The organism is Nostoc sp. MS1 (assembly GCF_019976755.1).
Classification (GTDB): Bacteria; Cyanobacteriota; Cyanobacteriia; order Cyanobacteriales; family Nostocaceae; genus Trichormus.
In genome coordinates, this window is sequence record NZ_AP023441.1 from 2,816,086 (window position 1) to 2,836,942 (window position 20,857).

The window sequence follows — 20,857 nt, forward strand, 5'->3', positions numbered from 1 at the left end:
ATCAATTAACTGGCGTGGTTCCAGTCGCTTAATAACTCATATTCTTGTTTGATTTTTTTTGCTTTACGTAATGGGACTCTGGGTGTGCCGATATCCACACTTAAAAAAGACGGTTGTCTCTTTTTGGCTAATTTTTTGTCTTGTTTAGGGGAAATAGTCTGTGTAGTTGTCATTTTTGTCTCAATCCTTGGTCTAAACCGAGAGTTCAGTTTATATCAACAATTTCAAAACGGCAAATATCCCATAGACATAGGTTTTCATCATATTTATTAATCGAGCAGTATATTTTTTACACTGGGCGGGGAGTGGTGAGTGCTGAGTTAAGATATTAACCTTCTGTACCCTGCACCATGCCTCCTGCTTCTTGCCTTCGCTTAAAAATATGTGGAAGCGATCGCCTCAGTGCTGCTTATGGATGATAATTTTAAGCATTGGGAACCCTTAAAAATCGAAGTTTATGAACGCAGCCGACGATAAAACCATTGTTCGTGAGTATTTCAATTCCACGGGGTTTGACCGATGGAAACGCATTTATGGCGATGGCGAAGTCAACAAAGTCCAACTCGATATCCGCAATGGCCACCAGCAAACTGTGGATACTGTCATCGGCTGGCTAAAAGATGATGGCAATTTAGCAGAGTTATCAATTTGTGACGCTGGCTGTGGTGTGGGTAGTCTCAGCATTCCCTTAGCCACAGAAGGCGCTAAAGTCTATGCCAGCGACATTTCTGAGAAAATGGTAGAGGAAGGTAAGCAAAGAGCCTTACAGACCTTGGGAAATGCCGATAATCCCACTTTTGCGGTGCAAGACTTGGAATCTTTGAGTGGTAGTTATCATTCTGTCATTTGCTTGGATGTGTTGATTCACTACCCCCAAGAAAAAGCCGATGAAATGATTTCTCATCTTTGTTCATTATCACAGTCGCGGATTATTCTCAGTTTTGCACCTAAAACCTGTGCCTTAACTTTGCTTAAAAAAATTGGCAGTTTCTTTCCTGGCCCAAGTAAAACCACCCGCGCTTATCTACATCGTGAAGCTGATGTGATCAAAATTTTAGAAAGCAATGGCTTTGCTATTCAAAGAAAGGCGTTTACTAAAACTCGCTTCTACTTCTCCCGCATATTAGAAGCTACAAGGGCTTAAGTTAGGAAATAAGTATTGGGAACTGGTGACTGGGATTTAAAGTAGACAAGAGTGAAAAATTCTTGATTTTATCCCGCCCCAGTTACCCCAATTGATACATCTAGATTAGGGCGCTGGTTGTCTTGAAAAAATACTATGAATGACTCTGGACTGCGCCAACAAATTGCTGAGATGACCTATGCTTGATTTATACGATTTGCTCCGCAATATTCAAAAGCGCCCTGCAATGTACTTGGGTCAACCTTCAATTTCTCATTTGCAAGCTTTTTTATCAGGTTACTTCTTCTCTCGTCATCAACTAGGAACCCCGGAAACAGAACAGGAAAAAGATTTTGCCAATTTTCAAACCTGGATTCAGGAAAGATTTAAGGTGACATCTAGTCAGTCTTGGGACAAAATTATTTTGTTTTTTTCACAAGATGAACATAAAGCCTTAGAACAATTTTTTCAATTATTTGATGAGTTTACTAAAAGCGATCGCCATGACCAAACCTCTGTAATTCTCGACAATAATCACTCACATACATAGTTAAGTTAAGGCGATCGCAACTTCATGAAAAAGCTGGGTTTTCTTGCGTCAACCCAACCTATTTGTCTAAAGCACTAAAGTGCTTACTACGAACTTATTGCTTGATACCTACCAAGGGCAATTAAAGGAAAGTATTGTTGATAATAGTGATACTTGAGATAAAAGTGGCAGGGGAAACCAGTTCCAGTAAAGTATGCCTCAAACCAGCTACCGTCAGGCTGTTGAGTTGAGACAAGATAGTTAACACCGCGTTCAATAGCATCACGGGCAAATTTGCCTGTAGCTTCACCCGCAGCTATCAACCCAATTATTGCCCAAGCTGTTTGTGATGCTGTACTATCACCCTTACCTTTCAGACTGGGGTCGTTATAACTAAAGCAAGTTTCACCCCAACCACCATCAGCATTTTGACAACTAACTAACCAATTAGCCCCGCGTTCAATCTGACGTTGATACTTTTGGGGATTAATTAAGGCTAGGGCAGAGAGAACGCCGCTAGTACCATAGATGTAATTTACGCCCCAGCGCCCAAACCAACAGCCCTCGACTTCCTGTTCATTTAACAGGTATGTCAACGCCCGTTCTAGGTTATGGGAATCTATGGTTAAGTTACAAGCGCCAAGCATTTCTATCACTCTGGCGGTAACATCTGCGGTGTTGGGGTCAATCATGGCTTTTAAGTCGCCATAGGGGATAGCATTGAGCCAATCTTGATCGTTGTCAATATCAAAGGCAGCCCAACCACCGGGTTTGCATTGCATTGAGGCTACCCATTGCAGAGCGCGATCGCAAGCTTTCTGTTTTAATTGTTCATTAGGTAGTTTGGCGGCATGTAGTGCCATGACTACTACAGCCGTATCATCTACATCAGGGTAAAAGCGGTTATCAAATTCAAAAGCCCAAGCCCCTGGTTTACCTTGGGGATTTTTGACTGTCCAATCACCATAATCGAGGATTTGCTTTTGTAATAGCCATTCCCCCGCCTTAACAATAGCGGGATGGTCTGGTGACAACCCAGAGTCAATAAACGCCCTTATTACCCAAGCTGTATCCCACACAGGCGACACACAAGGCTGGACTACATAGGAATCTTCTGTTTCAATAGCGAAGTTATCAATGGCTTGTAAACCCCGTTCCACAATGGGATCGCTGGTGTGATAACCCAGAGTGCGTAAAGCCAACATCGAATTTAACATGGCGGGAATGATTCCCCCCCAGTCGCCTGTGGCTTCTTGGCGTTCGATAATCCATTTTTCGGCGGCTTTGATGCCTTCTTCGCGGAAAGGGATAAAGTTGAAGCTTTCTGCTAACTTAAAGCCTTCGTCAAGGGTGAGGAATATATCTGTCCAGTCGCCACTTCGGGATAACTCATAGCGGACATTCTCTACACCTTCCGCGTATAACTCATCAAGGTTAATGGCTGGGTTAACTTGATAGACAGGTTTCTGATCAAAGACAATCAACAGTGGCACAGTGCTAGAACGCGCCCAACTGGACATCTCATAAATATTAACTGGGAACTCCTTGGGTAACAGCATCACCCAAGCTGGTAAGGAAGGAAGACCACGCCAGTTGTAGCAGCCGATGAGTGCAAGGTGAAATTTGGTAAAGATGCGGGTTTTGCTGATACCACCACGTTGGATAATAAACTCTCGCGCCCGTATCATTGCTGGGTCGGTTGCAGGTACACCCAGCAGTTTCAGCGCCATATATGCCTCAACCGATGTGCTGATTTCTCCCCCGTCCCCGTAGAATAATTCCCAGCCTCCATGTTGCCGTTGCTGCGATCGCAAGTAGGTTTCTACTTTATGTAAGGGTCTAGTTTTATCTGTTCCCCAAATTTTATGAAGTAAGACCGCCTCAGATGTAATGGTGACATTCGACTCCAACTCCGCCCACCAGTAGCCTGCCGGATTTTGTAACGATAGCAGATATTTTTGACTAGCTGCGATCGCTTCGGCAATGGGATTGACTTGTACCCTGTCTTGTGTTTGCATCAAATACTACTCAAGCGCAATCAGCAATTATTGTATTGTGTTTGGGGTATTAAAGTAAGGAGGCAGGAGGCAGGAGGCAGGAGGCAGCAATGAATTATTATCTCCCTTGTCTCCCCCTACTCCCCCCACTCTCCCCACTCCTCACAATTTTGAATTTAAGCAGTAGCGACTTATGGGTGCATTTTTTTTAGGGTTAATGCTTTTATCGTTGGTTATTTGGTTGGGATTGTTAAGTTTGCGAGGGCAGTTTTGGCGGTCAGATCAGAAGTTAGAAGTTGAAGAAATTCAGTTAAAATCTTTACCAAAAATTTGTGCAGTAGTGCCAGCGCGTGACGAAGCTGATGTGATACCTGTGAGCTTGCGATCGCTCCTGCTGCAAGATTATCCTGGTGATTTCCACATTTTTTTAGTAGATGATCAAAGTACAGACGGGACAGCAGCTTTTGCCGAAGGTGTAGCCCACGCTGTAGATAAAGCCCAACAATTACATATTGTTCTTGGTGAATCCTTGCCTCCTGGCTGGTCTGGTAAACTTTGGGCAGTTGAACAAGGTATTCGCAACGCTAAGACACTTGCACCTGATTATTTTTTCCTCACTGATGCAGATATTCAACATGATGTTAGTAACCTGCGGCGATTAGTCGCTAAAGCCGTACAGGAAGATTTAGACCTAGCATCAGTAATGGTAAAGCTTAGATGTGAAAGCTTCTGGGAAAAATTTTTAATCCCCGCCTTCGTCTTTTTCTTTCAGAAACTCTACCCCTTTCGCTGGGTAAATAATCCAAAAAACAAAACTGCGGCGGCGGCTGGCGGTTGTATTCTCATTCGCGCATCAGCTTTAGAACAAATTGGCGGTATCCAAGTCATCCGCCAAACCCTAATCGATGATTGTACCCTCGCCCAAGTCATCAAAGGCACAGACAACAATTCAAAATTAAAAACTTCTCCCCCATCTCCCCCTACTCCCTCCCGCAAAATCTGGCTAGGCTTAAGTTCATCAACTCACAGCCTCAGACAATATCAGTCTTTGCAAACAATTTGGGATATGGTGGCGCGGACTGCATACACTCAATTAGATTATTCGCCTTGGTTACTCTTGGGAACTGTCGCGGCGATGACTTTGATTTATCTGCTTCCACCTGTGGGAACCATCATCGGCGCATTGATGGGTAACTTAGGAATAGCGCTTACAGGTTTAGCTACTTGGTTGTTGATGTCCTTGGCTTATTTCCCTACGATTCGTTTTTACAAACTTTCCCCGTTGTTAGCTTTTAGTTTACCTGCGATCGCTTTTCTCTATACCCTCATGACCATTGATTCAGCATTACGTCATTGGCAAGGACGCGGCGGTGCTTGGAAAGGTAGAGTCTATCCAGGGTAAATATATAAAGACTTTATTCGATTATTGAGCGAGAATATTATGCAAGAGTCAGTAATTTATCAAGATATTTTGCAGAAAGGTGAAAAGAAAGAAGCTTTCCGTTTTTTAAAGCGTCTTTTAAACAGGCGCTTTGGTGAACTAGATTCATCAATTATTGAGCGTATTCAATCTTTATCCACAGAACAATTAGAAGAATTAGGGGAAAAGCTTTTAGATTTTTCTCATGTGTCGGATTTAATTGTTTGGCTTGAATCACCTACAGCATAGTGATTTTGTTAATTCTTCTAATACTTTTAATCCTCGTAGGGAACCGCGAATCAGGCGAGTTGCGGCTATAGGTTGACGTAGCAAACTCAAGGCTAGAGGTAATGGCTGTAGCGAACCATCGGCATTAAATGCTGCTGTGAGATCAGGGATATCATGATGACAGTCATCGCTGACTACCCGCACCATAGCTACTGCTACACCGATGCTATTGAAGAACTCTAGGGCTGCGAATCCTTCCATGTCAACCACATCAGCCCCTAAGATTTCGCCAAGGTATTGTTTTTCTGAAGCAGTGCAAATAACGCGATCGCTTGTCAATGATTTGACTAAATTCAGTGCTGGCTGCTGAGTTTTGAGTTTTGAGTGTAGTTCTGTGGTAAAAGAGCGATCGGTGAAATCGTGCTGTAGGCGATCGCACTCTTGTAGTTTTTGCTGATAAATACAACTCTCATACAAAACAATATCCCCCACATGATAGCGCGGGGTTAAGCTGCCGCATAAACCCATGACTAGAAATCTGGATTGGGAGTTATTAGGAAAATATTCTTGCTTCTGCCATTTTTGCAGGTATCTTGTTAATGGCTCTATACCTACTGGTATCTGGACAATTTTGGGTGTTTGCCCAGTTATTTGGGTCAAACCACGATACACAGCTTTATATTCAGATCCTTGGGGTACAAAAATCGTATCGATAGTCATTAGTCAACAATTATAGCAGTAGACAAAACTGTTAGGACGTATTCGAGGAGCCTTAATTCATCCCTACTCAGCACGCGCTAAACGCGCCGCTACCGCTAACAGCACTCCAAAAAGACTACTCAATTAACTCAAGCGGAGATAATATTAGCATCAGAAGATTCTGAGAGCAATTTCTATGAAAGGCAGCTTGAGAGCAAGTATCACTTACTTAGAGCCACAAAATACATTTGGCTGCTTTAGAGTAAGCAAATTTTATTGGCTACTGATGTTATCCTTGATGACTACTTTCATCGGATCTTCGGCTGTAGTAGCAATTGCACCACCACAAAAAATTGCCCAACAAGTTGTTATTAACCGTCCTACACTTAGGGTTGGAAGTCAAGGTGAACGTGTTTCTGAACTGCAAGCAACGCTGAGACTTTTAGGGTTTTATTCAGGTGCGGTAGATGGAGTTTATAACGAAAGTACAGCCAATGCTGTGTCTCAGTTCAAACAAGCGGCTGGCTTGACTCCTGATGGTATTGTGGATGCTGCTACTTGGCAAAGATTATTTCCTAATCAAGCAACGGGTATATCAACGGCTTCTGTACCAACCACAACACCTAATCCGCCAGCCAGCTTAGTAAATGATTTCCCTGTTCCCACTCAGTCCACAACTACTCCGAGTGTTAATCCCAAAGTTACTACTCCCGCTCCACTAAATAACACAAGAACTGAGCCAAGACTGACTACCCCCAGACAGCCTTCCAATCAAGTTGTTAATACTAGACCCGCTCCTTCGCGGGTAACAACTCCCAGTCCCAGAGGACAAACAACCCCACAACGATCATCTTCCAGCCCAAGCTTTGGCACTACACCACCTGATCAACGACTGTCTGGTATACAATACACTACCGAAGGCTGGCCGATTTTGCGTGTGGGGATGAAAAATTCGGAAGTCACCAAATTACAACAAAGATTGAGTCAGCTTGGTTTTTTAAAGGGTGGTGTTGATGGATATTTTGGGGTGCAGACAGAGGAAGCACTCAAAGCTGCTCAAAAACGCTACGGTATAGAACCTGATGGTGTGGCTGGTGGTGCTACTTGGGAAGCACTATTACGGCGTTCGCCAACGGCGGGGCGAAGCTCATCGCCGAATACAGGACGTAGTACATCGTCCCAGCAACGTTAGGTTAAAGTAAGTGTTAACTGCTGAGTTGTCATCTTTAAATATCTCAACTCAGCACTAAGTTCATTCTTACAACCAAAAAGCAAAAATTCTGGTTCAATTTATTACTGATTTCTGCCAAACAACAACTGATGAAACACTTTTTATTTACATGGCTCGGCACTGCGTTGGCTTTGCTCGTTACTGCCCATATCGTCCCAGGATTTATTGTTAAAAATTTTATAGCGGCTCTAGTTGCTGTATTAGTGATTGGGTTAGTTAATGCCTTAATTCGACCAATTCTCAGCATTTTGTCCTTTCCTATTACTTTACTAACTTTTGGATTATTTACATTTGTGATTAATGCTTTAACCCTATGGTTAGCAAGTGTGATCACACCTGGTTCTGATTTCAAGATTGAAGGCTTTTTGGCTGCTCTTTTGGGTTCAATTGTTTTATCTATTGTTTCTAGCTTTATTAATTACCTTTTGAGAGTGGTTGAATAAATGTAATTTAATTTATAGCAGGAGGCAGGAGTAAAAGTCTTACTATTCCTTGCATTCAGGCTTTAGAAATGTCCGCGCCCTATGTGACTACGGCTATAATGTTAATTTCTTGCTTGTAGTGAGCAATTGATACCATTTCACAAAAAACCTGATACAGATGCAAACGCTTAAACCTTTGCTACGTATCACTTTCTTAATTTTGAATTTTGAATTTTGAATTGGTATGACTGCGAGTTCTATTTTATTTACTAAAATATTAAGCTAGTATCTCTTAGTATCCTGTTTACTACAAGATAATAATTAAACTTCTGTAGCGATCGCGATCGTTACTACTCCTGGTTCCCCAGGTAAGCGAAAGATTCGTTTAGGAACTAATAACGTTACTTCTAGCGGCTGTTTTTCATTGGCTGAAGCTGCAAGTATAGCCGCAGCCTCAGCAACACTTGCAGTGCCTACTTTTGCAGCAATCATTTGGCTAGGATGAGGAACAGCAACATTAGCCAGTAATTCGCTACTAAAGGTTTTTAAGGGTAATTTAAGCAAGCTGCAAAACTCTACTAAGCCAGGTTCTAATGCTTTTGTATCGATTGTGGCAATCCCTGCAATTACTTTTTGCTCAAGTTTGTTTTCTTGCCAAACTTGGTTGATGGCGACGGCGATTAAGTGACTAGAAATACCTGATTGACAACCAAATCCCACCCACAAATTTCTCCCAAACACTGTTATTGATTAATTTTTACTATTACTACTAAATTTTAACTAAGTAGAGTTTGAGACTTTATACCTTTTACGTAATTGAAAAGCTGATAAATTATACTATTTTGGAGTTTACTAAAACACCCATAAACTGATAGTTAGAACACTGTTCTCAGAAATGAAAAACTATATATTAAGCATATCTAGCACAGTAGGAAACGCCGGGGGGAGGACGAGGTAAAAATAGAAAGTGTAATTACTTTTTGCGTTTTGTTTTTTGGACAACTTAGAAACAAATACATTTTACCTGGTCTACTTCGGTGTTTCAATTTCTTCCTATTGTTGACAGTAACTTAGTCAACAGATTGGACAGTAAATTTTGTAATTTAGTTTTTTATTTCTGAGCTTTATTACAGCAGGGAATAAGCACTTAAGCTGATTGCTATAAAAAATTTATGATTTATCTATATAGCTACTGCTCTACCTCCTTTAGTATTTAATTAAATAGCGTGGTTGGCATTACTTGTCAAGGTATGTAACCACGATTTTCTAAGATAAGTAAATTTAGGCTAAAATTACCTAAAAATTCTTCTTACATCAGGTTTTTACACTACATAATTGAAACTCTTTTGTTTCTCTTACTAGAGAAGCAAAAGATACTTAACTAGAAAGGCTTTAATTTGCGAAGTTCATCCAAACATTATTGACAGTGTGCTTAAAAGCACAATTTATTAAATATTTAGTATGTCCTAACACAGCTACTTAGTATACGTGTAGATATACTACCAATTGAAGATGCGAAATTTTTTGATAGCTTAAAAAATCAAGCCATTAGCTAATTTCTTAGCTGAATCTACGAGATAATAAAGCGTATCTCGTTGTTGGTATGGTCTACCTAAAGAAGCGATCGCACTTTGCAATGTTTCTACTTCCATACATGTGCCACCCACAGCACCAGCCATTGTGGTGATGTGTTCTTCCATCAATGTGCCGCCAATATCATTACAACCCCACACTAGGGCTTCGGTTGCCCCAGCTAGCCCCAATTTAACCCAACTTGGTTGATGGTTGGGTATCCAATTACCTAAATAAATCCGCGCTACTGCACCCAATAAGAGGGCATCGGCTAACACTGGTTGGTCGCGTCCTACACGCCGACGTAAAGATTTAGGCGCTTCTTGACCCACAAAAGGCAAAACAATAAACTCTGTAATCCTGGCTGGGTATTGGTGATTGATGGCTGTTTGTTGTAGCGATCGCAATTTTTCTAAATGCCCAATTTGTTGTTCTGGAGTTTCAATATGTCCTGATAGTATGGTGCTGGTGGTATGTAAACCTAATTTGTGGGCTGTACCTATAATTTCTAACCAAGTAGCAGTATTAATTTTTTCTGGGCAGAGTATGCGCCGCACTTCATCATCCAAGACTTCGGCTGCTGTTCCTGGCATAGAATTAACACCAGCATTTTGCAAAGCAGAGATGACATCAATATATTCCAGTCCGTCCACTCTGGCGATAAACTGCACTTCTTGGGGTGAGAAAGCATGGAGATGAATTTGCGGATACTCTTGCTTGATAGTTTCTACTAATTTGAGATAGTAAGGTAGAGATTTACCGTTGATTTGCGCTTGTGGGTGCAATCCTCCCTGCATACAAATTTCTGTTGCCCCTCTCTGCACAGCATCATAGGATTTTTCTAGAATGGCTGCCCAATCTAACCAATAAGCGTCATCATCTCCATCATCCCGGCGAAAAGCACAAAAACTACAGTGCTGCTCACAAATGTTAGTAAAGTTTATATTGCGGTTAATTACGTAAGTAACCGTATCACTTACTTGCTGCTGGCGGAGTTTGTCAGCCGTGGTGCGAATAGCTGCGATCGCCCCTGTGTCAGCTTGCTTGAGTAATACTACTCCTTCTTGCGGGGATATGTCATCTCCTACCAAGGCACGCTCAAGAATGGCATCAATCGTTTTATAATTCACAGTAAATTCAAAATATTTCTAAAAAAATTTATAGTAAATAAGCCTAAAAATAGTAGATTTATCATTAGGCACAATAAAAATTATACAACTCCTCAACTTGATTTTACCAAGTTGGTTCACAACATGATATTTTACGTACGTCTAATTACAAATGATTTTCTATATTTTATTCTCAACTGAAGCTACCTTTAAGTAGAAGGACTAAATCAAACCTAACTTGATATCACCGGGTTTCGACTACGCTCAACCCTCTTATAGTCTGGTTATCGAGCATTGAGCGTAGTCGAAATGCGTCTTCTAAATAATTGTGTCTACCTACTTACTGATGATTACAAAGTTTCTAATTTTTTCTATTAATTATCAATATGAAAGCACTAAAAATTAATATACCTTTAGCAATTATCTTATTAGGTATAATCTTTTCCTTGTACTTACTCTCAAGAGTACCTAATGATATTTATTTTAGTGGAGATGGTGGACTAAAAGCATTACTGACTCAACAGTTTAGTTCAGGCAAGCTCGATTTTGATTTGAAGTTAACAGTACCCTCATGGGTACATAGTCTTTGGAACAATGGATTATACCCTTTTGAACCACCTTTTAGTTATAAAATAGCTAATCGTTACTATATTACGTTTCCCTTTACTTTCCCTTTAGTAACAGCACCTTTTTACGCCCTATTCGGTTATCGAGGTTTTTATATAGTTCCATTATTATCTACTTGGCTTATTTGGATTAATCTTTATCGAATTTGCCAGTTTTTTAAAGTTAGTTTACTTTTAACATCTGTTGGTCTTACTACACTAATATTTGCTTCTCCACTTACTATGTATAGTGCTATGTATTGGGAACATACACTAGCAGTTAGTTTAGCTTTTGGAGGACTGGCAATTATATTAACTAAAGGACAAGAAGCTTTTACTCAAAAAGATGCTGTAATTAGTGGTATTTTAATTGGCTTTTCCGTTTGGTTCAGACCTGAGTTTCTTGCCTTAGCAGCAATTTTATTACCTTTAATTGCGGTTTCTTATAAATGGAGAATAGGTAGCTTCAATATTATTGACCAACAAAAAACATTATTTATCGTTGCCCTAGTTACAACAATTATTGGCTTTTTTATCGCTAATCAACTAATTTATAATCATCCTTTAGGCGCTCACGCGCTACAAGTTGTGGAAGAATTTTCACTACAAACAAGGTTAAAAACTGCTAAGAAAATTTTTGGCATATTGTGGAATAATTTCCAGCAATATTTTCCAGTCATATATTTCATACTTGTATTTACAGGGGTGTCAGTGTTTTATCGGCCTATGAAACTGACATCTGTGATGCAAAAGATTATAGTAATATCTACTCCATTCTTATTTTTAGTACCTATACTTCTACCTAGTGATGGCGGTAAGCAATGGGGGCCTAGATTTTTATTAATTTTGATTCCTCTGTTGAGTCTACTTACAGTATTTTTGTTAGAGTCTACTTTATCTATCAAAAAGTTTGGCATCAAATATATTAGTAGCGCTGTGTTTGTAGCATTTTTTGTGCTTGGTGTTCACACAAACACAGTCATGGGTTTAAATCACAGCTATTACACGGGAAATACTGAAGTTGTTGATGTTCTCAATTATTTCCGTAACAATAACCAAAAAGTTGTAGCGGTTGCTCATCAATATGTTAACCAAACTTTTGAGCCTGCTTTTAAAGATAAAATATTTTTACTCACGAAAACACCAGAGGCTGTGAGTAAGCTGGGTTTAGCATTGCATGAACAAGGCTATCAAAATTTTGTTTATATATGTCCTGCTTATGATCCTTGCTACTCTTCACCAACCATACCTACTGTATTAAATATAGCCGCCAAAGATAAACCTTTGCAGATTCAATTTAAACAAATCAAAAAGAACAAAAAATATATTGTTCAAGAGGCAAATATTGTGCAAGCAACAGCTAAGTAAAGTATGAAAATGATTTTGTAGTGAGGATTAATTTCTTCACTACTTTTGCATAGTCTGTTATAGGCGGACGCTACTTATAATACTTTTAAATAGCCTTTACAATATATTAATTATTACAGACGCACAGTGACTTGCATTTCTCCCACCGACTTAGGTGCTGTGCGCCTCTACAGCTAATTCTTTTAAAAATTATGAAAGCTTTATTTAGTAATGTTTAAGTGTGTAAAAAAGTATTAAAAATCATAGTTATTTTGCTTACAGAAACTAAGTTTAATACTTAACACAATTATTACAGAAAAATATAAAAATTGCTGTATCATGACAACAACACTTTACAAACAAATATATTGATGAATCCTGGGTTGCCAACTACAAAGCTAAATAAACTAGTTTCCATCCAAACATTAGCATTAGGCGCGATCGCTATTGCCGTAGTTCTACGGTTAGTCAATTTAGGTAGTCGAGAGTTTTGGTACGACGAAGTTTTATCTTTACTCTTGTCTACAGGGCAAAAAAACGGATACCAAACTCCTGGTGATATACCAGTAGCCTTAGCTCCATACTTATCGGTATTCACTATCCCTGTTGAATCTGGTTTTGGAGGAGTTATCTCAAGCGTCAAAAACTTACTTTTGGGTCTTATGGGGGGGGAACCACATCCACCACTATTTTATTTGAGTCAACATTTCTGGTTACGTCTGTTTGGTAACAGAGAAGCAGCAATGCGGAGTTTAAATACATTATTGAGCATTGGTGCGATCGCTAGTGCCTACAATTTGGGAAAAGTCGTCCTTGGACATCGGGGTGGGTTACTATTGGCTGCGTTGTTGGGACTCAACCCCTTTTATTTATTCCACTCCCTGAATGTGCGTATGTATGCACCTTTAGTTTTGTGGACAACATTAAGTGCAGCAGCGCTTCTCCATTTGATTGAAAAACCTACTACCTCAAACCCTGACAACACTCGCCGCTATTCGTTGCTGTGGAACATCCTTTTAATTGGTTCAATTGCTGCTGGCTTACTGACATTTTATTTATATATATTTTTTGTAATAGCTTTAGCTGTTGTAGTACTTTATCTTGACAGAAGACATTGGTGGCAGCATGGTTTGCGTTTAGGCGCGGGAGTAATACTAACTACCCCTTGGATTTTCTTGGGAGCTATCAAACAAATCCGTAATGCAGATTTAAAAAGATTCGGTGTTATTAAAGATTCTGGTTCAGCAATATTAATTCACTTACAAGATACAGCTAAGACTTTAGCAAGTAACTTAATATTAGGAGACTGGGTAACAAGCTTACCAGCAATCAGTATTCTTATAGTTGGTTGTTTAGCGATCGCTTTGATAATTGCCTCTAGCCTGAAACTTTGGCAACATGGTGAACAGAAAAAATTAACTGTAGCCTTGATACTGGGAATTTTGCCGCTATTATTGGGTTTATTATTGGATATTGCTAGCAAAAAATCAACTTTAAATTTTGGCGGCGGAAGAACTATGATTATGATTCTTCCTGGATGCCTATTACTTCTAACTTTGTGGTTAGAAAAAGTTATTTCTACGCAATGGCGGACACTGGTTGCTTCTTGTTTGTTAGTGTTATATCTCGCTATTGGTGTCAGTGATTATAGTTTACGGCAACGCTCAGTTTTCCATTCAATTGCCAAAATAGCAACACAACAAGCACAACAACCAACCTTAATCGCTATGAACTCTAAAGCTTGGGGTCATGTTGCGCGTTTAGCATACTATACTCCACCCACAGTCCCAGTAATGCTGTTAGCTCAACACCCTGCAAAATTGGCTGACTCACTAGAAAAAGTTCTCCAAGATGAGCCAAATAAATATTCTAGTGTGCTTTGGTTAGACAGCGAAAATCCGGTTTGGTCAAAATTAAAAACCCCAGCAGATAAAGAGAGAGAACAACAGAAAATCCAGCAGATATTATCCAAACAATTTCAACTCAAACAAACTCAAAATCTTACAGGAACTATGAATTTAGATAATTTCATAGCTAAAGTTTATGAACGCACTGCGAATAATTGAACTTGTTGAAACTTGCTGCTAATAACTATTGACCGTACTAATTTTAGATTTTAAATTTTGGATTTTGGATTATTTTTGGTTCAAGCCCTGCCCCTGGTGGAGCCACTCTCGTGGGCGGGTTTCCCGACTTGAGAGAAGTGGCGTGGCGGAACAAATCGCGCAATCGTCAATCCAAAATCGTCAATCCAAAATCTAAAATTGTTTGACTGTTGACTATGGACTAATGACCAATGACTAAAATCGCTATTATTGGTGTTGGACGCTGGGGAGTGCATTTGTTGCGGAATTTTTTAGCACATCCGCAAGCTGATGTTGTGGCGGTAGTTGATCCCCATCCAGAAAGGTTGGCAGTTGTTAAGCAGCAGTTTAATTTGGATGAAAGTATCCTGCTTACTACCCAATTCTCTGATTTACAGCAAATATCAGGTTTGTCAGCAGTGGCGATCGCCACTCCAGCTACTACTCACTACACTCTCATCAAAGATGCTCTCAATCAAGGCTATCATGTTCTGGCAGAAAAACCCCTTACCCTAGACCCAGTAGAGTGTGAGGAACTGTGCCAACTAGCCCAGCATCGGCAATTAATCCTCATGGTTGATCATACCTATCTATTTCACCCAGCCGTCGAACAAGGGCAAACCGTAGTTCAGGCGGGTAAATTAGGCAAGTTACGTTATGGCTACGCCGCACGCACCCATCTAGGCCCTGTCCGCCAAGACGTTGATGCTTTATGGGATTTAGCTATTCATGACATCGCCATCTTTAACAACTGGTTAGGTCAAGTTCCAGTCAGTGTGCAGGCGACTGGTACAGTTTGGCTACAAAGTGGGAGTGGGGAGTGGGGAGTAGGGAGTAGGGAAGATGAAACAAACTCAGTCAACAGTCAACAGTCAACAGGATTAGCCGATTTAGTTTGGGTAACATTAACATACCCAGATGGATTTAAGGCTTATATTCACTTATGTTGGTTAAATACTGATAAACAGCGCCGCTTGGCGGTTGTGGGTAGTCGTGGAACTTTGATTTTTGATGAAATGTCATCAGCATCACAGTTAACTTTATTACATGGTGAGTTTGAACGCCAGGGAAATTTATTTATCCCTGTGAATCAAAGTAGAGAAGTGTTGGAACTAAAATCAGGCGAACCGTTGCAGCGAGTTTGCGATCGCTTTATTACTTCCATTCTCCATAATACACCCCCTGAAATTTCCTCCGGCTGGGTAGGCACAGAATTAGTCAAAATCCTCTCAGCCTTAACAGCATCTCTCAATCAAGGCGGTCAAATTATATCAATTCAAAATTCAAAATTCAAAATTCAAAATTAAAGATTTATGCTTTTTGACTAATGACTAATTACAATAAAGACTAACTTCACAGTCTTTTTCTAATGGTTGTAGTTCGCAGTATTCTTGATTTCCATTAGATTCTGAAAGTACTGCTTCTGTATAATTGCCAGACAAATAGTTAGTGCTTTTAATTCCTTCATTACCAGGTAAAAGTTTCTGGTTTTTGCTATTATTCTCTTTGTTTGTTAGAGCTAATGAAGAAGCATCAATGATTGGCAAAGTAATCTTAACTGTAGTGCCTTCATTTATTCCCGCACTCTCTAGAGTAATAGTACCTCCCATCAGTTCAATTAAGTTACGCGAAATCGCTAAACCTAAGCCTGTACCTTCAAATTTACGAGTGCTGCTACCATTTACCATTACAAAGGGACGAAATAGTTTGTGTTGTTGAGATGGTTCAATACCCAAACCTGTATCTTTAATACTAACTGTTACATGTGATGTGCCATCAATTAGAGTTTTAATTGTTGTCACAATTGTAATACCACCTTCATCAGTAAATTTAGTGGCGTTACCAATAATATTAATTAATACCTGTTTAAGTTTAGCTGCATCCGCTTTGACGGGAATTTGTTCTGTACCTAATTCAGTTTTTAGTTGTAAGCCTTTTTGTTGAACATTTACTGATTGTATATTGATGACTTCTAAGAGTATTTGCCTTAAGTCTAAAGGCTGCATAACCACAGAAAGTTTTCCTGCTTCAATTTTAGAAATATCAAGCAAGTCGTTAATTATTCCTAATAGGTGTATGGCTGTCTCATCAGCGCGTTGAAGAAATTCGAGTTCTTCTTCTCTGTTATCACACAAACCATCTTTAACTAAACGTACACAATTAATAATAATGTTTAAGGGATTGCGTAATTCGTGAGAGGTTGTAGCTAAAAACTGACTTTTAATTTGATTAGCATTCTTGGCTTCTTTCCATGAGGTTTCTATTTCTTCTGACCAAGCTTTGAGTCTATCAACCATTTGGTCTATTGCTTGTGCAAGTTGATTAAATTCCCGAATTTGGAAATTATGGGGTACTGGTCTGGCGGCGTGGTGGCTGTGAATATTTAAAGCATAGTCGCGTAATTCTTCCACAGGCCCAGCTAAGTAAGGCCCCAAATATAATGATGCTGCTAAACTTGCACCAATTAGACCAACTGTTAATACAATAAGAATAAGTTTAATTTCCTCTAAACCAAGTAGAGCATTATCTACAGTGGTCACAGACATGATGATCCATTTTTGCTGCGGTCGTACTGTACTAGGATCAGTGATTACTGTATAACCTGCTACTAATTCTTTAGTTTTTTGGAAAATTAAATTTATCGGTTCGTTACGTCCAGCAATTGCATTGTTGATAATGCTTTGTACTTGTTTTGCATCTGAGTGTTCTTTGATGTTAGTTCCCATCAACTCAGGTAATGGGTGAGCTAATATAGTTCCGTCTTCAGCAATTACTATCGTGGAACCTGCTAATGAACCAGGTTGATTACGAGTTTGTTTATACAATGATGACTCAAGGTTTAATGTATATAGTAATTGCCCTGAGTTGTTATATACGGAAGTTGTAAGTAATAATTGTAACTGGTCTTCGGGATTGCGTGGCCCAGTAGTTCCAGGTTTTGGGGGTGGAACGTTGCTGATTTCTACGCCATCATTAGGTACTGGTGGCCCAATTTGAATAATTTCTTTTTTACCGCAGCTACTAGCAATTACTTCACCATTCTCCACGCTGGTTAGTTGCAAGCACTGGATATAGTTAGGTAGTGCTTGTGCTAGCTCCATTAAAAATGCTTCTTTTTCCTCAGCATTACCTGATTGTAAAACAGTAGTGCGACTAGCAGTTAATATACCAGTTTTGAGAGTAGCGATCGCACCTATTATCCTCTCTCCTCTCATGACAGCACTTTCTGTGAGATTCTGTCGAGCAGTTTTGAGTAAGCTAGAGCGTGCCTTATTTAAGGCGACAATCTGTCCAATAAATAATACTGGGACAAACAGCAGCAAAATCCTTGTTACTAAAATACGTCTAAATGACGATTGACCGTTAATACGCATCTAGTGTCTCACTTCGCAACTGCAAATCACAACAGAAAACACAGGCAATTAGACTAGCTAAAGGAGACATTCATGAAGTTATCATAAATTTGTTATCAAGAATTAAAATTATCAAAAGTTTAATATATAAAATGCAATTTAGGATACAAAATTTTATGCAAATTTATGTATTGGCAAAGCATACTGCATTTAACCCCACACTAACAGGTAGAGTTGAAAAAGTTGATGGATGATTGGGGAGTTTACTTAGGCTATGATATTTCTGTTTCTGCCCTCATTTGCTAGTAAGTAGAAAATCGAGACTATCAAACCAACCTCATGATGCAACACCGTCCGCATACAACAGTAGTTTTAGCAATGAGTGCTGATGGCAAGATAGCAGATTTTAAGCGATCGCCTGCTCGATTTGGTACTGGTGTTGACAAATCACACTTAGAACAACAAATTGCTGCTGCTGATGCCGTTTTTATAGGTGCGGGAACACTCCGGGCCTATGGTACAACAATGACTGTATCAAATACACTCCTGTTGCAACATCGCCGACAAAACGGCAAGTGCGACCAACCGATTCATATAGTTATTACACATTCTGCTAACCTCAATCCGGAAATTAGATTTTTCCAACAGCCTGTTAAGCGCTGGCTAGTAACAACAACATCGGGAAAAAATGCTTGGCAAGGACGCTCAGAATTTGAGCGCATTTTAGTTTTTGAAACCCCAACAGGGAAAATAGACATTACAGCAGTTCTACAGCACCTCATATCTCTACAAATAACACGCTTGGTTGTGTTAGGTGGTGGTGCATTAGTAAGTTTAATGCTTGAGGCTGATTTAATAGACGAACTTTGGCTGACAGTGTGTCCGTTGATTTTAGGTGGCGTAAATGCACCCACCCCAGTAGATGGTAGAGGGTTTTTCGCACAAGTTGCCCCTCATCTCCAACTTTTGGAAGTCAAACAAGTAGAAAACGAAGTTTTCCTGCACTATGGAGTGCAAAAGGGAGTGGGGAGTAGGGAGTAGTGAGTGTTTAGCAAGAAGTTTGCCGACACTATCAACTACAACGGCAGGATAGATTAAATTAGTCATTAGTCATTGGTCATTAGTCCATAGTCCATAGTTATTAATTGTTCTCCCTCATCTTCCCCCACTCCCTCATCTCCCCCCACTCCCCACTCCCCAAATATGGTTGAACAACTCAAGCCTCGCTATTCCAGCGTTTGGATTAATAAAATCGCTGAAGTACCCCAAGATGCTTGGGATGCTTTGGCGCTACCTTTAAAAACTCCCTTTTTAGAGTGGGATTGGCTGCATAATTTAGAAACTTCTCAAAGTGCTACGGCGAAAACTGGTTGGCTACCTAATCACTTGACGCTGTGGCGCGATAGAACGCTGATTGCTGCGGCTCCACTGTATATTAAAGGGCATAGTTATGGTGAGTTTGTATTTGACCACCAATGGGCAGAGTTAGCAGAACGTATTGGTGTACAGTATTATCCCAAACTTTTGGGTATGACTCCATTCACCCCGGCTGAAGGTTATCGCTTTTTGATTGCCAATGGGGAGGATGAAGAAGAGATCACGGCAATGATGGTGCATGAGATTGATGCTTTTTGTGTGAAGCATCATATTTCTAGTTGCCATTTTCTCTATGTTGACCCAGAATGGCGACCAGTATTAGAACGACAAGGTTTTACAACTTGGTTACACCATAGTTTTGTGTGGGAAAATTCAAAATTTCAAACCTTTGATGATTACTTGAAGATGTTCAATGCTAATCAGCGTCGGAATATTAAGCGGGAACGTAAAGCTGTGGAAAAGGCTGGTTTACAACTGCAACCAGTAGCGGGTGATGAAATCCCTAAATTTTTATTTCCTTTGATGTATCAGTTTTATGCTGATACTTGTGACAAGTTTGGTTGGTGGGGTAGTAAGTATTTAACAAAGCAATTTTTTGAGCAGTTACACCACGATTATCGTCATCGGGTGGTGTTTTTTGCTGCTTACCATGAGCAAGATACCCGCCAGCCTTTGGGTATGTCTTTCTGTTTGTATAAAGGCGATCGCTTATATGGTCGTTATTGGGGAAGCTTTCAGGAAATCGATTGCTTACACTTTGATGCTTGTTATTATGCACCGATTGAGTGGGCGATCGCTAATGGGATTCAACTATTTGATCCCGGTGCTGGCGGACGGCACAAAAAACGTCGCGGTTTTCCGGCTGCACCTAATTACAGCCTGCATCGCTTTTATAATAGTCGTTTAGCACAAATACTCCGTCCTTACATTAGTGAAGTGAATCAATTAGAAGAACAGGAAATTGCTGCTATCAATGCAGAGTTGCCTTTTAGTCAGTAGTCAACAGTCAACTGTTGCCAAATCTGTTAATAATAGAGAGGACAGTAAGTTTTTTCAGGAATTGCGATGGTTACTCCGCAGGAAGTTGAGGCAATGATTAAGGCACAATTGCCAGACGCGCAGGTTCAGGTGCAAGACTTGACTGGTGGCGGCGACCATTATCAGGTGACAGTGGTCTCATCGCAGTTTGCAGGTAAAAGGCTTGTACAGCAGCATCAGTTAGTTTATGCTGCGTTGCAGCAAGCTATGTCCACCGAAGCCATTCACGCCTTAGCATTAAAAACATCCACTCCCGATAGTCAATAGTTCATAGTCAACAGTCCACAGTAATGACCAATGACTAATGAGCAATGACTAATAAATCATCAAAAACTAGGACATATAACAGCCATGACACAGGACGTTAAAGAGAGAATCGGTAACTTAATAAAAGAAAATAAGATTATGGTTTTCATGAAGGGAACCAAATTGATGCCGCAGTGTGGTTTTTCTAACAATGTGGTACAAATTCTTAATACCTTGGGTGTTCCTTTTGAAACTATCAATGTTTTAGATGACAGTGAAATTCGTCAAGGTATTAAAGAGTATTCCAACTGGCCGACAATTCCCCAAGTTTATATCAATGGTGAGTTTATAGGTGGTTCCGATATTTTGATTGAAATGTATCAAAAAGGTGAGTTACAAGAATTGGTGGAAGTTGCTTTAGCTTCTTAGTTTTCGTTTGTAGTAAGTACTTTAGTACGGAGGAATTAAGGACTAAAG

At 39.9% G+C, this 20,857-nt stretch carries 18 protein-coding genes and 1 pseudogene; 13 read left to right on the plus strand and 6 right to left on the minus strand.

Annotated elements, in window-relative coordinates:
• Positions 1-5: 5 nt before the first annotated feature.
• A complete protein-coding gene (locus NSMS1_RS12200) occupies positions 6-173 on the minus strand; it encodes a hypothetical protein (RefSeq protein ID WP_224093440.1) in 168 nt (55 codons plus the stop codon).
• A gap of 284 nt (positions 174-457) precedes the next feature.
• On the opposite strand from NSMS1_RS12200, the gene bchM reads away from it, so the two are divergent.
• Together bchM and NSMS1_RS12210 are read left to right on the plus strand one after the other, a co-directional pair.
• The gene (gene bchM, locus NSMS1_RS12205; RefSeq protein WP_224093441.1) at positions 458-1,144 is read left to right on the plus strand and encodes a magnesium protoporphyrin IX methyltransferase; all 687 of its coding nucleotides are present in this window, start codon (positions 458-460) and stop codon (positions 1,142-1,144) included.
• A 178-nt stretch (positions 1,145-1,322) separates the two neighbouring features.
• Positions 1,323-1,673, plus strand: coding sequence for a hypothetical protein (locus tag NSMS1_RS12210; protein WP_224093442.1), 351 nt, complete (start codon positions 1,323-1,325; stop codon positions 1,671-1,673).
• Positions 1,674-1,759: 86 nt separating this feature from the next.
• Here the strand turns inward: NSMS1_RS12210 and shc are convergent, their stop codons facing one another.
• On the minus strand, positions 1,760-3,670 hold the full coding sequence (gene shc / locus NSMS1_RS12215) for a squalene--hopene cyclase (RefSeq protein WP_224093443.1): 1,911 nt from the start codon (positions 3,668-3,670) through the stop codon (positions 1,760-1,762).
• A 172-nt stretch (positions 3,671-3,842) separates the two neighbouring features.
• Between shc and NSMS1_RS12220 the strand changes: the two genes are divergently transcribed.
• Entirely contained in the window at positions 3,843-5,051 is a 1,209-nt protein-coding gene (locus tag NSMS1_RS12220) for a glycosyltransferase (protein ID WP_224093444.1), read from the plus strand.
• Positions 5,052-5,057: 6 nt separating this feature from the next.
• A pseudogene (locus tag NSMS1_RS12225) lies at positions 5,058-5,318 on the plus strand (DUF4351 domain-containing protein); the annotation flags it as partial.
• On the opposite strand, the gene NSMS1_RS12230 reads toward NSMS1_RS12225, so the two are convergent.
• The gene (locus NSMS1_RS12230) at positions 5,304-6,017 is read right to left on the minus strand and encodes a phosphorylase (RefSeq protein ID WP_224093445.1); all 714 of its coding nucleotides are present in this window, start codon (positions 6,015-6,017) and stop codon (positions 5,304-5,306) included. The pseudogene NSMS1_RS12225 and the gene NSMS1_RS12230 overlap by 15 nt on opposite strands.
• 175 nt (positions 6,018-6,192) lie before the next feature.
• Between NSMS1_RS12230 and NSMS1_RS12235 the strand changes: the two genes are divergently transcribed.
• Positions 6,193-7,188 (plus strand): peptidoglycan-binding protein, encoded by a 996-nt coding sequence (locus NSMS1_RS12235; protein WP_224093446.1) that lies wholly within the window; start codon positions 6,193-6,195, stop codon positions 7,186-7,188.
• A 128-nt stretch (positions 7,189-7,316) separates the two neighbouring features.
• Entirely contained in the window at positions 7,317-7,670 is a 354-nt protein-coding gene (locus NSMS1_RS12240; protein WP_224093447.1) for a phage holin family protein, read from the plus strand.
• 300 nt (positions 7,671-7,970) lie between these two features.
• Here NSMS1_RS12240 and NSMS1_RS12245 read toward each other — a convergent pair whose 3' ends face one another.
• Both NSMS1_RS12245 and cofH read right to left on the minus strand, forming a co-directional pair.
• Entirely contained in the window at positions 7,971-8,390 is a 420-nt protein-coding gene (locus tag NSMS1_RS12245) for a cobalamin biosynthesis protein (protein ID WP_224093449.1), read from the minus strand.
• 791 nt (positions 8,391-9,181) lie between these two features.
• Positions 9,182-10,351: a 7,8-didemethyl-8-hydroxy-5-deazariboflavin synthase subunit CofH gene (cofH, locus tag NSMS1_RS12250; protein ID WP_224093451.1), complete on the minus strand. Its 1,170-nt coding sequence runs from the start codon at positions 10,349-10,351 to the stop codon at positions 9,182-9,184.
• 365 nt (positions 10,352-10,716) lie between these two features.
• Here cofH and NSMS1_RS12255 point away from each other — a divergent pair, with 365 nt between their 5' ends.
• The 3 genes from NSMS1_RS12255 (at position 10,717) to NSMS1_RS12265 (ending at position 15,673) form a co-directional block, all read left to right on the plus strand.
• Entirely contained in the window at positions 10,717-12,303 is a 1,587-nt protein-coding gene (locus tag NSMS1_RS12255; protein ID WP_224093455.1) for an LA_3751/LA_3752 family putative glycosyltransferase, read from the plus strand.
• A 308-nt stretch (positions 12,304-12,611) separates the two neighbouring features.
• Entirely contained in the window at positions 12,612-14,348 is a 1,737-nt protein-coding gene (locus tag NSMS1_RS12260; protein WP_317986592.1) for a glycosyltransferase family 39 protein, read from the plus strand.
• 230 nt (positions 14,349-14,578) lie between these two features.
• Positions 14,579-15,673 (plus strand): Gfo/Idh/MocA family protein, encoded by a 1,095-nt coding sequence (locus tag NSMS1_RS12265; RefSeq protein WP_224093457.1) that lies wholly within the window; start codon positions 14,579-14,581, stop codon positions 15,671-15,673.
• Between the two features lie 24 nt (positions 15,674-15,697).
• Here the strand turns inward: NSMS1_RS12265 and NSMS1_RS12270 are convergent, their stop codons facing one another.
• On the minus strand, positions 15,698-17,740 hold the full coding sequence (locus NSMS1_RS12270) for an ATP-binding protein (protein WP_224093462.1): 2,043 nt from the start codon (positions 17,738-17,740) through the stop codon (positions 15,698-15,700).
• Between the two features lie 318 nt (positions 17,741-18,058).
• Here NSMS1_RS12270 and NSMS1_RS12275 point away from each other — a divergent pair, with 318 nt between their 5' ends.
• The 4 genes from NSMS1_RS12275 (at position 18,059) to grxD (ending at position 20,809) form a co-directional block, all read left to right on the plus strand.
• A complete protein-coding gene (locus NSMS1_RS12275; protein ID WP_224093466.1) occupies positions 18,059-18,760 on the plus strand; it encodes a RibD family protein in 702 nt (233 codons plus the stop codon).
• Between the two features lie 162 nt (positions 18,761-18,922).
• Positions 18,923-20,095 (plus strand): GNAT family N-acetyltransferase, encoded by a 1,173-nt coding sequence (locus NSMS1_RS12280; RefSeq protein ID WP_224093472.1) that lies wholly within the window; start codon positions 18,923-18,925, stop codon positions 20,093-20,095.
• A gap of 66 nt (positions 20,096-20,161) precedes the next feature.
• Positions 20,162-20,401, plus strand: a complete 240-nt coding sequence (locus tag NSMS1_RS12285; RefSeq protein ID WP_224093474.1) for a BolA family protein — start codon at positions 20,162-20,164, stop codon at positions 20,399-20,401.
• Between the two features lie 84 nt (positions 20,402-20,485).
• Entirely contained in the window at positions 20,486-20,809 is a 324-nt protein-coding gene (grxD, locus tag NSMS1_RS12290; protein ID WP_224093476.1) for a Grx4 family monothiol glutaredoxin, read from the plus strand.
• Positions 20,810-20,857 lie beyond the last annotated feature (48 nt).

Excerpts from the sequence above, each read along its gene's own strand:
- NSMS1_RS12220 (WP_224093444.1), top strand. The coding sequence starts at position 3,843 with ATGGGTGCATTTTTTTTAGGGTTAATGCTTTTATCGTTGGTTATTTGG.
- NSMS1_RS12240 (WP_224093447.1), top strand. The coding sequence starts at position 7,317 with ATGAAACACTTTTTATTTACATGGCTCGGCACTGCGTTGGCTTTGCTC.
- NSMS1_RS12235 (WP_224093446.1), top strand. The coding sequence starts at position 6,193 with ATGAAAGGCAGCTTGAGAGCAAGTATCACTTACTTAGAGCCACAAAAT.
- NSMS1_RS12280 (WP_224093472.1), top strand. The coding sequence starts at position 18,923 with ATGGTTGAACAACTCAAGCCTCGCTATTCCAGCGTTTGGATTAATAAA.
- NSMS1_RS12265 (WP_224093457.1), top strand. The coding sequence starts at position 14,579 with ATGACTAAAATCGCTATTATTGGTGTTGGACGCTGGGGAGTGCATTTG.
- NSMS1_RS12255 (WP_224093455.1), top strand. The coding sequence starts at position 10,717 with ATGAAAGCACTAAAAATTAATATACCTTTAGCAATTATCTTATTAGGT.
- NSMS1_RS12270 (WP_224093462.1), bottom strand. The coding sequence starts at position 17,740 with ATGCGTATTAACGGTCAATCGTCATTTAGACGTATTTTAGTAACAAGG.
- NSMS1_RS12200 (WP_224093440.1), bottom strand. The coding sequence starts at position 173 with ATGACAACTACACAGACTATTTCCCCTAAACAAGACAAAAAATTAGCC.
- NSMS1_RS12275 (WP_224093466.1), top strand. The coding sequence starts at position 18,059 with ATGATGCAACACCGTCCGCATACAACAGTAGTTTTAGCAATGAGTGCT.
- bchM (WP_224093441.1), top strand. The coding sequence starts at position 458 with ATGAACGCAGCCGACGATAAAACCATTGTTCGTGAGTATTTCAATTCC.
- NSMS1_RS12210 (WP_224093442.1), top strand. The coding sequence starts at position 1,323 with ATGCTTGATTTATACGATTTGCTCCGCAATATTCAAAAGCGCCCTGCA.
- shc (WP_224093443.1), bottom strand. The coding sequence starts at position 3,670 with ATGCAAACACAAGACAGGGTACAAGTCAATCCCATTGCCGAAGCGATC.
- grxD (WP_224093476.1), top strand. The coding sequence starts at position 20,486 with ATGACACAGGACGTTAAAGAGAGAATCGGTAACTTAATAAAAGAAAAT.
- NSMS1_RS12230 (WP_224093445.1), bottom strand. The coding sequence starts at position 6,017 with ATGACTATCGATACGATTTTTGTACCCCAAGGATCTGAATATAAAGCT.
- NSMS1_RS12285 (WP_224093474.1), top strand. The coding sequence starts at position 20,162 with ATGGTTACTCCGCAGGAAGTTGAGGCAATGATTAAGGCACAATTGCCA.